The following is a 13,132-nucleotide window of genomic DNA, read 5'->3' on the forward strand; positions in this document are numbered from 1 at the left end:
GAATCCACACCTTTGCCTAGTTATTGAAAACCTCTATGTTCCATTTTATCGTATCGCGTCGTTCTCCGCCTGCCAGATGCCGGTTCCCTGAATCCAGGCGAGCGCGGCGTCCGCATCCGGCGCCAGCACGTTCACATGGCCCATCTTGCGGCCCGGCTTGGCCTCCGCCTTGCCGTACAGATGCAGCTTGGGCGCGACGCCGAGGCGCTCCGCCTCGCCGTCCGGCGCGCTCAGCCGGGCGACCGCCGGCTCGACATGCTGGCCGAGCAGGTTGACCATGACGACCGGGCTCAGGAGCGACGGATCGCCGAGCGGCAAGCCGCAGACGGCCCGCACATGCTGCTCGAACTGCGAAGTCCGGCAAGCCTCCATCGTATAATGCCCGCTGTTGTGCGGGCGCGGCGCGAGCTCGTTGACGTACAGCCCGCCGTCCTCCGTCAGGAACAGCTCGACCGCGACGAGGCCGACCGCGCCTAGCCCCTCGACGATGCGCAGCGCGAGCCGCTCCGCCTCGGCGAGCACCTCGGGGGCGACCCGGGCCGGCACGATGGACAGGTGGAGGATATTGTCCACATGGACGTTCTCCGCCGGGGGGAACACGCGCACCTCGCCGAGCGAGCTGCGCGCCGCGATGACGGACAGCTCCTTAGCGAAGCGGATGAACTGCTCCAGCACGAGATCGGCGCCCGTCCGCGACAGCTCCGCGTAAGCGGCGGGAATTTCCTCCTCGCTGCGGATGACCCACTGGCCCTTGCCGTCGTAGCCGCCGGTCGCCGTCTTGAGCACGGCCGGCAGCCCGAGCCGGGCCGTCGCCTCGCGCAGCTCGTCCTCGCTGCGGATCTCCGCATAGGGAGCGACCCGCGCTCCCGCCGCCTCGACGGCGCGCTTCTCGCGGAGGCGATGCTGCGTCGTGTAAAGCAGCTCGCTGCCCTGCGGCACGTACGACTGCTCCATCAGCATCGCGGCGACGCCGGCGTCGACGTTCTCGAACTCATACGTGATGACGTCGCAGCGCTCCGCCAGCTCCCGCGCCGCCGCGCGGTCGTCGTAGGCCGCGGTGATGCTGCCGCCGACCTGGGCGGCAGGCCCGTCCTCGGCCGGATCGAGCGCGACGAAGCGGTAGCCCATCGCGCTGCCGGCGAGCGCCAGCATGCGGCCGAGCTGGCCGCCGCCGAGCACGCCGACCGTCGCGCCGGGTCGTACGACGCGCGCCTGATCGGGCGCGACGGCCGCTCCGCCCGGACCGAGCGCCGCATCCTTGTTGCCGGCCGCGCTCACAGCAGCTCCTCGCCGCTCGCGAGCACCTGCTCGCGGATCGCGTCCCGCCGCGCCTGGACGCGCGCCTGCACGTCCGGGTCGAAGGCGCCCAGCATCTGGGCGGCCAGCAGGCCGGCATTGGCGCCGCCCGCCGCGCCGATCGCCACCGTGGCGACCGGGATGCCGGCCGGCATCTGCACGATCGAGAGCAGCGAGTCGAGGCCGCTCAGCGACGATGACTTGACGGGCACGCCAATGACCGGAAGAGGCGTCTTGGACGCGACCATTCCGGGCAGATGGGCCGCTCCGCCGGCTCCCGCGATGATGACCTTGAGTCCGCGCCCGGCGGCGCTCGAGGCATAGTCGAACATCAGATCCGGCGTCCGGTGGGCGGACACGACCCGCTTCTCGTAGGCGATGCCGAGCTCGTCCAGCACCTCGCATGCGAGCTTCATCGTCTCCCAATCCGACTTGCTGCCCATGATGACGCCTACGCTTGCACCCATCTCATCATCCCGCCTTCGCCTGTTATATGGAGGTACAAAAAAATCCCGCGGAACGAAAGGCGCTCCGGCCTCTGTCGGGAGAGGGTACGGAAGGCCGTCCAGCCTGCGGGATCGCGGAACGGCGCGCAAGCCCGACGCCGCAACATGCGAGCCAGGCGGCAGCGCCGCTCTGCCCGAAGCGCCATGACGGGGCTCCGGTTCTTCCCGTAGTCCGGCGATTCCGGTCGCCGGGTAGAAACGTTCGGGCCGATTCCCGAAGATATACGAGGAGTATGCGATTATCGGACAAGTCGGACGCCGCTCGCTCCGCTTGCCCCATTCCAAGATTCGACATCGGCGAGGCAAGCCAAACCCGGCTGCCCGCTTCGCCTTCCTAGTGTACCAATCCGCCCCGGTACTGTCAACCAGAAAAGGCGAACGTTAAATACTTAAAATCTCACAATAGTTCGCTTTTAATGCTTTGGGACCAAACGTGACCCATTCCGCAGCAGCGCCCCTTCGAGCGGGGGCTGTTCAGGAAAAGGAAGCGCTTCCGGCGATAAGCAAGGCGTGCGGCACCTGGAATAGGAACGAAAAAAGCCAACCTGGCCCTTAGGTCAGATTGGCTTCCATCGTCTTAAACCCGAACATCCCCGCTCGCAGGAATGTGAGATTAGCTCACACCGGATCGCTCGGTCGGCGTCCGATTCCGAACATCCCGGCGCCTCAGGACATCCAGAACGTCTTGTCCTTGGCGGCGATGCGCCGACCCTCCGGGACGTTCATGCCCGGATAGCCGAGGTAGACGAAGCCGACCAGTTCCTCCCCGTCCTTGAGCCCGAACGCCGACTTCATGGACGGGTGCTGCATCGGCTCGCCGCTGCGCCAGACAGCCCCGAGCCCTTCCTCGCAGGCCGTCAGCAGCATGTTCTGCACGGCGCAATGCACGGCCGCGAGCTCCTCCGAGCGGATGACTCGGGGGTTCGTCGAGGGCGAGCAGGCCACGGCGATGACGACAGGAGCGCGCATCGCTTTCGCTTCCTCGCGCGACAGCCGCGATTCCTTTTCCCCGGCTTCCAGTCCGTCCAGCGACTCCAGCGCCGCGTTGGCATAAGCTCGCCCCAGCACGCGCCGCCCCTCGCCCGTCATGACGAAAAACTTCCATGGCTCCGTATGGTGATGATTAGGCGCCCACACCGCCGATTCCAGGATGCGCTCGATCTTCTCCTTCTCCACCGGCAGATCCAGCACCTTGCCGACGCTTCTCCGCTGCCGGATCGCTTGCTGCAGCTCCATCCGCTTCCCCTCCTCTGCAAAGTCAGGTCCGGATCATGCACTCGGACATTGCTTCTTCTATTATAACGGTCCGGACGATCCGGGGAAAGCTTAGACCAAGCAAATAATTAAGCAGTTAAACAAAATGTCCATCCCTGCGGCATAAACTTGAACGTCGGCTTCGACTTTACCGCAAGGCGGTGATGACCATCCCATTGCTCGTTCGAGCCATCTTCAATGCAGCAGGCGCCATGACGTTCACGGGCAATACGCTGGGCCTCAGCCGTTCCGACACGGTCGGCGTGCCCGGCACGCAGGACAGCATCGGCGCATTCACGACGACGAATACCGCGCTTCAATTCGGCAGCTACCCGGCCGGCACGACCGACAACTACACGCTGAACAGCTCGGCAGCCGTGCTCGTCCTGCCCGCAGGCAGCACCGTCCTGTATGCGGAGCTCATCTGGGGCGGCACGTATGTCAACGGCAGCGTCAACCTGACGTCGGCGATCAACAACCCCGTCACCTTCACGACGCCCGTCGGCGCCAGCACCGTCTCGCCGGACAGCGTCACGGCCCAGACCGGCATCGCGCTCGGCACCGGCGTGCTGGCGTACGTAAGGACCGCCAACGTCACCCCGCTCGTGCAGGCTGGAGGAGCCGGCACCTATACGACCGGCGGCGCCGTCGGCACGATCGTCGTGAACGGGGACTCGACGGCCAACCATTGCGGCTGGACGCTGGCGGTCCTTTACAGCAACGCCTCTTTGCCGCTGCGCAATATGTCGCTGCGGGTCGGCTCGGTGCTCGTCACGACGACCGGATCGACGACGACGACGATCACCGGCTTCGCCACGCCCGTATCCGGGGCCCTCGGAGCCCGCGCGCTGTTCAGCTCCCAGGAGGGCGACGCCAACCGGACCGGCGACCAGGCGCTATTCGGCCCGACCGCCTCCTCGCTCGTCGCCCTGTCGGGGCCGAACAACCTGGCCGCGAACTTTTTCGCCTCGCAGATCAACAACGACGCCGGACTGCTCAATACGAGCGGCACGTTCGGGACGCGCAACCAGACCAACGGCGCGCCCGGCACCAACATCGTCGGCGGCCGCCAAGGCTGGGACATCACCAACGTCGACATCAGCGCCCGCCTCGTCAACAGCCAGACGAGCGCCGTCCTGACGCTCACGACCTCCGGGGATGCCTACATCCTGAACGCCAGCGGCATCCAGATCAACATCAACTCGCCGAGCGTCACCGTCACCAAGAGCGCGAGCGCGGCCGGCGCCGCCATCGGCGATACGCTCACCTACACCGTCGTCATGACGAACAGCGGCACCGCCAACGTGACGAACGTCGTCCTCACCGATCCGCTGCCCGCCGGACTCAGCTTTGTCGCCGGCAGCGTGACGGTCGGCGGGACCGCGCTCCCGACCGCCGACATCCGCAGCGGCGTGGCGATCGGCACGCTGACATTCGGCACGAGCGTCACGGCGACGTACCGGGCGACCGTCACCGCGCTGCCGAGTCCGCCGCAGCTGAACAACACGGCCAGCGCCTCGTTCTCGTTCGTCAGCATCGCCGGGGGCAGCACGATCACTGCCGTCATCCCCTCCAACACGGTGTCGACGCCGGTGTACGCGCCCGTCCTGTCGCTCGCCAAGTCGGCCAGCGCCGCGGCCGCGACCGTAGGCGACACCGTCACCTATACGATCGTCGCCGCCAACAGCGGCAGCATCGCCGCGGCCGTCACGCTGACCGACAACATCCCGTCCGGCAGCAGCTTCGTGACGGGCAGCTTCCGGGTAAACGGAACGGCAATCGCAGGCGCGAACCCGGCGGCGGGCGTCGCCATCGGCAGCATCGCCGCCGGCGGCAGCTCGACGATCACGTTCCAGGTGAACGTGAACAGCCTGCCCACGCCGCCGCAGCTCGTCGACCAAGCGACTGCCGCCTATACGTACCAGCCGCCGGACGGCCGGACGCTGTCCGGCTCCGCCGCTTCGAACACGGTCGCCATTCCCGTCAGCCTGCCGAGCGTGAGCGTCGCCAAAACGGCCAGCACGACCGATCTGGCCGTCGGGGAAACGATGACGTACACGAGCGTCATTACGAACAGCGGCGGAACGGCCCTGACGAATGTCGTGCTCACCGATCCCGCGCCGTCCGGGACCGCCTTCGTCACGGGCAGCGTCACGGTCGGCGGCGCGGCGCGGCCGACCGCGATTCCCGGCGCGGGCATCGCGGTCGGGACGATCGCCGCCGGCGCTTCCGTCGCCGTCGCGTTCCAAGTGACGGCTCAATCCGTGCCCGCCGGCGGCAGCCTCTCCAACCAGGCGGCTGCCTCGTACAGCTCCGGCACGGCGACCGGGCAGTCGCTGTCCAACCTCGCCGTGACGCCGGTCTACCAACCCGTCATCTCCTTGACCAAAACGGCTTCCGCCGCCGCGGTCGTCGTCGGAGATACCGTCACGTACACCGTCACCGCCGCGAACAGCGGCAACATCGCCGCCGCCGTCACGATCACCGATCCGATCCCGGCCGGCTCGACCTTCGTGCCGGGCAGCGTCACGATCGGCGGCGTGCCCGCGCCGGGCGCCAGCCCCGTGACCGGCATCAATGCCGGCACGATCGCGGCGGGAAGCTCGAGAGCGGTCACGTTCCAGCTGACGCTCGCCTCGCTGCCGTCTCCGCCGCAGCTGGCCAACCAGGCTTCGGCCACCTACAGCTACACGCTGCCGAGCGGACGCAGCCTGAGCGGGAGCGCCTCGTCGAATACCGTCACGCTGCCGGCCTCGTCGCCCAACGTCACGCTGACAAAAGGCGCGAGCGCCACGGCCGCCGCCGTCGGCGATACGATCGCTTATACGATCGCCTTGTTCAACAGCGGCGGCTCGCCCATCCAGAACGTCATCGTCTCCGATCCGCTGCCGGCAGAGCTCGGCTTCGTCTCCGGCAGCGTCACCGTAAACGGGATCGCCCAGCCGTCGGCCAATCCGAATACCGGCATCACGCTCGGCACGATCGCCTCCGGGGGCGGGGCGACGATCGTCTTCCAGGCGTCCGTGAACGCCATCCCGTCCTCCGGCTCCGTGGCCAACCAGGCGAAGGCCGCCTTCGCCTCCGGCGCTTTCGCCGGCGCCTCCGTCTCGAACGCCGTGTCGGTGCCCGTCGTCCAGCCGGTCTTTTCCATCGTCAAGTCGGCCAGCTCGGCCTCGCTTACGGTCGGGGACTCGTTCACCTATACGCTCGTCATCCGCAACAGCGGCAACGCGGCCGCCCCGTTCACCGTCAAGGACATCCTGCCCGCCGGCCTCGTCTTCGTCGTCAATACCGTCACCTTGAACGGAGCGCCCAACCCCGGGCTCGATCCGGGAGCCGGCATCGACCTGGCGGCGATCGCCCCTGGCGCCTCCGTCACCGTCGCGTTCGTCGCGAACGTCGTCTCGCTGCCGTCGCCGCAGACAGCGAGCAACTCGGCGAGCGGCAGCTATTCCTTCACGCTTCCCGGCGGCCGCCTGGTCATCGGCACGGCCGCTTCGAACACGGTGACGCTGCCGGTCTCCTCGCCGAGCGTGACGGCCGTCGCCAGCTTCAACCAGAGCGTGGCCGTCGTCGGAGACACGCTCGTCTACACCGTGATCGTCACGAACAACGGCGCCTCGCCGGTGAACGGAGTCGTGCTGGCAGACAGCTTGCCGGCCGGCACCGCTTTTGTACCCGGCAGCGTTATCGTATCGGGGACCGCGCTCCCCGCCGCATCGCCTTCCTCCGGCATTCCGCTCGGCACTCTGGCACCGGGGGCTTCGGCCGCGGTCCAATTCGAGGTGAACGTAACGATGGCCATCCCATCTCAGATCAACAACCAGTCGACGGTCAGCTTTACCTCCGGCAGCTTCTCCGGCACGTCGGCATCCAATGTGACCACGACGCCGGTCACGCAGCCGCAGCTCTCGCTCGTCAAGTCGGCGAGCCGCGCGGCCGTCACGCTCGGCGATACGGTCGCCTACAGCATCGTCGTGACGAACAGCGGCAACCTGGCCGGCAACGTCTCGCTGGCCGACACGCTGCCCGCCGGCATGAGCTTCGTGCCCAACAGCCTGGCTGCAGACGGCGTGCCGCTGCCCGGCGTCGACCCGACGGCCGCTCCGTTCAACATCGGCAACGTCCTGCCCGGCTCGAGCGTGACGGTGACGTTCTCGCTGGCCGCGACGACGCTGCCGAGCCCGCAGGTATATGTCAACCAGGCCTCGGCGACGTATTCGTTCACGCCGCCGGACGGCCGCACGCTGGGCGGGACGGCTGTGTCCAACTCGGTGAGCGTCTCCGTCTCGCCTCCCAACGTGTCCATCGTCAAGTCGACGACCGCGGCGGACGCCGCCGTCGGCGATACGATTCCCTACAGCATCGCCGTCACCAACGCCGGCATCGACCCGGTCAACAACGTCGTCCTCACCGACCCGCTTCCGGCAGGAACGGCGCTCGTGGCGGACAGCGTCACGGTGAACGGCATTCCGGTCGCCGCCGCCCCCGCGGCCGGCATCCAGCTCGGCACGCTCGCGCCCGGCGCGGGCGCCACGGTCGCGTTCAGCGTGACGGTGACCAGCGTGCCGCCGGGGGGCACGGTCGGCAACCAGGCGTCCGTCGCCTTCACTTCCGGCGCCCTCGCCGCCTCCGCGCTGTCCGCTCTCGTCTCGACGCCGGTCTATCAGCCGAGCCTGGCCGCCGTCAAGACGTCGTCGACAACGAGCGCGACGCTCGGCGATACGATCAGCTATACGGTCACGCTGACGAACAGCGGCAACTACGCCGCGCTGGCGACGGTGACCGACCCGGTCCCTCCCGGCACGGCATTCGTCCCGAACAGCGTCATCGTCGGCGGCGTTCCCCAGCCGGGCGCGGACCCGAGCGCCGGCATCGCCGCGGGCGTCGTCGCGCCCGGACAGAGCGTGGCCGTCTCGTTCTCGTACAACATCGTCTCGCTGCCCGTGCCGCAGGTCATCACCAACCAAGCGCAGGCCGCCTACAGCTTCACGCTGCCGAGCGGGCGCACGCTGACCGGCAGCACGAGCTCCAACCTGCTGCCGATCCCGGTATCGGCGCCCAATCTGACGCTGACGGCGAGCGCCGGACTGGCCGCAGCGTCCGTCGGCGACGTCATTCCGTACACGATCGTGCTGACGAACAGCGGCGCGACGACGCTGAGCAGCATCGTGCTCACCGATCCGCTGCCGCCCGGCACCGCCTTCGTGGCCGGCAGCTATGCGGTGAACGGCATCGCGAATCCGGCCGCCAACCCCGCAGCGGGAGCTCCTGTGCCCGATCTCGCGCCAGGCGCGAGCGCTACCGTCACCTTCTCGCTCCAGGTCGTCTCGCTGCCGAACCCGGCGCAGATCTCCAATACGGCTTCGGCCAGCTTCACGACCGGCACGTTTTCGGGAGCAGCCTTTTCGAACACGGTCGTCACGCCGGTCTATCAGCCGATCATCGCAGCCGTCAAGTCGGCCGGCACTGCCAACGCGACGGTCGGCGATACGGTCGTGTACACGGTCATACTGAGCAATACCGGGAATTACGGCGCGAGCGTCACGGTGTTCGACGTCATCCCGACAGGCACGGCCTTCGTGCCGAACAGCGTCATCGTCGGCGGCTCGCCGGTGGCCGGAGCCGACCCGGCGACCGGCATCCCGGCCGGCGTCGTGAACGGCACGCCGGTCAGCGTCATGTTCTCCGTGGTGATCGAGTCGCTGCCCGCCGGCCAGCAGCTCGCCAACCAGGCGACGGCCGCTTTCGCCTATACGCTGCCTGACTCGCGCACGCTGACCGGCAGCGCGGTCAGCAATACGGTGACGATCCCGGTCAGCTCGCCGAACGTGCAGGTCGTCAAAAGCGTCAGCGCCGACGACGCCGTCGTCGGCGACACGCTGGTCTATACCGCGCTCGTGAGCAACAGCGGCATCGAGAACGTCGCGAACGTCGTGCTGTCGGACACGGTGCCGCCCGGCAGCTCGTTCGTGCCCGGCAGCGTCACCGTCGGCGGCGCCTCGCTGCCGACCGCCAATCCCGCCACCGGCATCGCGGTCGGCACGATCGCGCCGGGCGGCTCGGTCGCCGTCGCCTTCAGCGTGGTCGTCAGCGGGCTGCCGACGCCGCCGAGCCTGACCAACAGCGCTTCGGCCGCCTTCACTTCCGGAGCTTTTGCCGGCAGCTCGATTTCGAATCCGGTCATCACGCCCGTCTACCAGCCGATCCTCTCGCTCGTCAAATCGGCGGACCGGACGCAGGCGACGGTCGGAGACACGGTCACCTACTTCGTGACGGCGACCAATACGGGCAACTACCCTGCCAGCCTGACCGTGTTCGACAGCCCGCCGACCGGCTCCGACTTCGTGCCGAACAGCGTACTCGTCAACGGCGTGCCGCAGCCGGGCGCCGATCCGACGGCCGGCATCGCGGCGGGCGTGCTCGCGCCGGGAGCGAGCGCCGTCATCGTCCTTTCGCTGCAAGTCAACGTCACCTCGCTGCCGAATCCGCAGCTGCTCAGCAACCAGGCGACCGGCTCGTTCACGTTCAGCCCGCCCGACGGCCGTACCTTGACGCAGAGCGTCCTGTCCAACACGCTCGTCATCCCGGTCTCCTCGCCGGATGTCACGGTCGTGAAAAGCGCCTCGGCGATCGACGCCGTCGTGGGCGATACGCTCACCTACACGATGACCGTGACGAACAGCGGCATCTCGCCGGTCGACAACGTCGTGCTCGTCGACCCCGTGCCGGCCGGGGCCGCGTTCGTGCCCGGCAGCGTCACCGTGAACGGCGCCGCGCAGCCCGCCGCCAGCCCGGCGTCCGGCATCGCGGTCGGCACGATCGCCGCCGGCACGACGGTCACCGTTACGTTCCAGGTGACGGTGACCGCGGTAAACACTTGATGTCGCCGCTCGAACCGCTGCACAACCAGTCGACCGTCCGCTTCCAGGCCGGCGTCGTCAGCTCCGCCGCTTACTCCAATACGGTCATCACGTTCGTCGCGGGGCCGCGCATCCGGCTGCAGCTGACCGCGTCCGCGGCGGAGGCGGCCGTAGGCGGCATCGTGACCTACACGGTGACCGCCTTCAACGAAGGCAATCTCGCCGGCGAGCTGACGGCCGGCGCGAGCATCCCGCCGGGCGCCGTCTTCGTCCCCGGCAGCGTCGTCCTTGGCGGTGGCCTGCTGCCCGGCGCCGATCCGGCGCAGGGCATCTACCTCGGCCTGCTGGAGCCCGGCGGCAGCGCCTCGTTCCGGTTTCAAACGCTGGTCACCGGCCCCGTGCCGGGAGGCGCGCTCGTGAACGAAGCCTGGGGCTCGGCGACGTTCCGGACGCCGGGCGGACGGGTGCTGGCGATCGGCGCGGAGCCGGCGTCGCTCTCGATTCCCGTGCGCTCGGCCGCGCTGGCCGCGTATCTGACGGTCGGGCCTGCACTCGTCGCTGTCGGCGCAACCGCAGAGTACGTCTTGCGGATCGTCAACGCCGGCAGCTCCGCCGCGACGGGCATCCTCGCCCGCTTCTCACTGCCTTCGGGCGTGGCGTTCATCCCCGGCAGCGTCACTCTGAACGGCGTCCGGCTGACGGACGCCGATCCGCTCGCCGGCATCTTCGTCGGGGAGCTCGCACCTGGCTCGGAGATCGGGCTGTCGTTCGCCGTACGCGTCGACTCGTCCGCCGCCTCCGGCCAGCTCGCCTCCGCATCGGTGGAGTATGTGACGGCGGACGGGGAGCCGGCTGCCGTCCCGTCCAACCCGGCCCTCCTGACGGTCGTGCCGCCCAATCCGCCGGACCCGCCCGAAGCGGCGAAGCGGGTCGACGCCCATCAGGCTTCGCCCGGCGACATTCTCAGCTATGTCGTGACGGCGAGCGTGCCGTCCGGACCGCCGCTTTACGCCGTGCTGGTCGATCCGCTGCCGCCCGGGCTGAGATATTTGGCTGGCAGCCTGCGGGTGAACGGCGAAGCTCCGCCGGCAGCCGCCGGCAGCCTGGATAGCGGGCTTGCGCTCGGCTTCGTCGCGCCGGGCGCTCCGGTCACGGCATTCTACCGGGCGGAGGTGCTGCCGCTCCAGGGGCAGCCCGCTTCCGAGCCGCTCGCGGTGCGCAACGGCGCTGTCGTCCGCTTCAGCGCGGGGGCAGGCCGGCCGGTCGAGAGCGAGGTCGCAGCCGGGCCGGCGCTGACCGTCGTGACGGCAGCGGCTTTCCGCGTCGCGGCGGCGGCGGATCGGACCGTCAGCGAGCCCGGCGAGACGGTGGGCATCGAGATCGCGATCCACGCGATCGGCAGCCAGCCCGCCGAGGGCTTCCTCTCGGGCTTCGTGCCCGAAGGGCTGCAGCTGCTGCCCGAGACATTGCGGCTCGACGGCGAACCGGCCGCCGTGCTGGCCGCAGGCCTGCCGCTCGGCCTGCTGCTTCCGGGCAGCGTGCGCCGGGTGCGGTACGACGGCCGCGTCGCGGCCGACTTCAGCGGCAGCGAGCTCGTCGGCACCGCCGCGCTCAGCTGGAGCTACGAGCTGGAGGGGCGCGTCTACCGCGGCGTCGCGCTGGCTCCGCGCTACCGGGTGCGGATCGTTTCGCAGCAGGAGTGAGGGGCGGGGAGGTGGCTGCCGAGGTGGCGATTGCTGGGGTGGCGGTTGCTGGGGTGGCGGCTGCTGGGGTGGCGGCTGCTGGGGAGGCACCCGCCTCGGCTGGCAGCTTCGACCTGGAACTGGTCGATGAAGCGCGCCCCGTAAGCTCCGACACAGATTAATGAAGCGCGCCCCGTCAGCCTCCGATACGGATTAATGAATCACGTCCAGACACAGCCGCTCCTAGCGGAATGGTTTAGGGAAAGCTTGCGCCGAAGCCCATTCTTTCCCGGTTGCATGTTGATAACGAACCTCACAAGCGCTATTCGTGCGGAATCGGGCCATTGAGTCTTCTAACGAAACCCACAAGCGCTATGAGCCGATAAATCACCGAAACGCCCCCCTCCGCGCCTGAATAACGCTTATCCGTTTCGTTAAATAAAGTTGAACGTGGGTTTTGAACGAAATAGCGTCGCTCAGGTTCGTTACATTGGTTCGATGCGGTCGAAATAGATGGACGCTGAACCTCCGCCTATCGAGCCCGTTCGGCACGAGGAGCGCATCCAGCAGGAAGGGGCGAAGAACTCTATTTCGTAAAAAAGCTCGCCCCGCGAATCGTTCACGGGGCGAGCTTTCAAATTTTTTAACAGCCGTTATAGGTCTTCCGTTTCCCTCACGACATGCCACTTCAGATCGAGCAGGATCGGCGGGTAATAGATCGGAGCGATCCACGACAGCTCTCCGTTCGCATAGAGGCGTCCGAGCAGGAGTTCACCATCCCCATCCTTCTTCAGCCTCCATTCTCCGCTCGCCACGACGGTTCCGTCCTCGATCCGCTTCTGCGCTTCGTCAAAGGAAAATTGCTCGCCGACCTCTTCTGGTTCCGTCTCCGTTGCCGCCCCGCCTTGTTCCTCTTGCTCCGAATCCCATAGGAGAAAGAAAGCAAAGCCCTTCAAATCCGCGGCTTCAACCGCTTGCTTGAACGTGTCGGTGACATAGACTTCGGTTCCACGAAACTCAGGCGTCTTGAATATAGCATTGTCCCCGATGATCTCTGGACGAAAAGCATATCGCTCAATGTCTGTAATTACCTGCGGATATCTCGGATTTCTTGTGTAGATCGCTTTCTCGTAATCCAAAGCTTCCAACACCGTCGTCACGTTGATGGCATAGTAGGGCTTCTCCGGATGAATGAACGGCAACACTTCGACGTTGCGGTCAATCATCGGCTGCAGTACGGTTAATGCCCTCTCTGAAATAATCGGGACGCCACCTCCCACTCCCGTACAATCGGTAGGCAAGCTTTTCTTCGAGAGGTGTCTCACCTCGAATGGAACCCAATCTTCTTTCATCGGTTTACCGTTAAAATAATCGTAGAACTTGAAGTCTTCGTTCAGAAAATTCAATAACTCTTACCCTTTGTCCATCGCGTAAATGAATTTCCAAATTTTCATGGCTGCCCCTCCCGTTATCCTAGTCCTGCATCTTATCGAATTCATTCTCTTAAACGGACGACCACTCCTCTATGGAT

General features: G+C 67.0%; 6 protein-coding genes and 1 riboswitch. Of the genes, 2 read left to right on the plus strand and 4 right to left on the minus strand.

Annotation, left to right across the window (positions count from 1 at the left end; genetic code table 11):
- Positions 1 to 45: 45 nt before the first annotated feature.
- From purK to HGI30_RS19910, 3 genes are all read right to left on the minus strand, one after another.
- Positions 46 to 1,278, minus strand: a complete 1,233-nt coding sequence (gene purK, locus HGI30_RS19900; protein ID WP_168909109.1) for a 5-(carboxyamino)imidazole ribonucleotide synthase — start codon at positions 1,276 to 1,278, stop codon at positions 46 to 48.
- On the minus strand, positions 1,275 to 1,763 hold the full coding sequence (gene purE / locus HGI30_RS19905) for a 5-(carboxyamino)imidazole ribonucleotide mutase (protein WP_168909110.1): 489 nt from the start codon (positions 1,761 to 1,763) through the stop codon (positions 1,275 to 1,277). The genes purK and purE overlap by 4 nt, the downstream gene beginning before the upstream one ends.
- A 187-nt stretch (positions 1,764 to 1,950) precedes the next feature.
- A riboswitch (purine riboswitch) is annotated at positions 1,951 to 2,050 on the minus strand.
- 418 nt (positions 2,051 to 2,468) lie between these two features.
- Positions 2,469 to 3,038 carry a nitroreductase family protein gene (locus HGI30_RS19910; RefSeq protein WP_168909111.1) on the minus strand — a complete coding sequence of 190 codons (570 nt, stop codon included), beginning with the start codon at positions 3,036 to 3,038 and terminating at the stop codon, positions 2,469 to 2,471.
- A gap of 188 nt (positions 3,039 to 3,226) precedes the next feature.
- On the opposite strand from HGI30_RS19910, the gene HGI30_RS19915 reads away from it, so the two are divergent.
- Together HGI30_RS19915 and HGI30_RS19920 are read left to right on the plus strand one after the other, a co-directional pair.
- Positions 3,227 to 9,940: a DUF7507 domain-containing protein gene (locus HGI30_RS19915; RefSeq protein ID WP_407945047.1), complete on the plus strand. Its 6,714-nt coding sequence runs from the start codon at positions 3,227 to 3,229 to the stop codon at positions 9,938 to 9,940.
- Positions 9,940 to 11,622 carry a DUF11 domain-containing protein gene (locus tag HGI30_RS19920; RefSeq protein WP_168909113.1) on the plus strand — a complete coding sequence of 561 codons (1,683 nt, stop codon included), beginning with the start codon at positions 9,940 to 9,942 and terminating at the stop codon, positions 11,620 to 11,622. Before HGI30_RS19915 ends, HGI30_RS19920 begins: the two co-directional genes overlap by 1 nt.
- Positions 11,623 to 12,254: 632 nt before the next feature.
- Here HGI30_RS19920 and HGI30_RS19925 read toward each other — a convergent pair.
- Positions 12,255 to 13,007, minus strand: coding sequence for an imm11 family protein (locus tag HGI30_RS19925; RefSeq protein ID WP_168909114.1), 753 nt, complete (start codon positions 13,005 to 13,007; stop codon positions 12,255 to 12,257).
- Positions 13,008 to 13,132: the final 125 nt, after the last annotated feature.

Source organism: Paenibacillus albicereus (assembly GCF_012676905.1).
Taxonomy (GTDB): Bacteria; Bacillota; Bacilli; order Paenibacillales; family Paenibacillaceae; genus Paenibacillus_O; species Paenibacillus_O albicereus.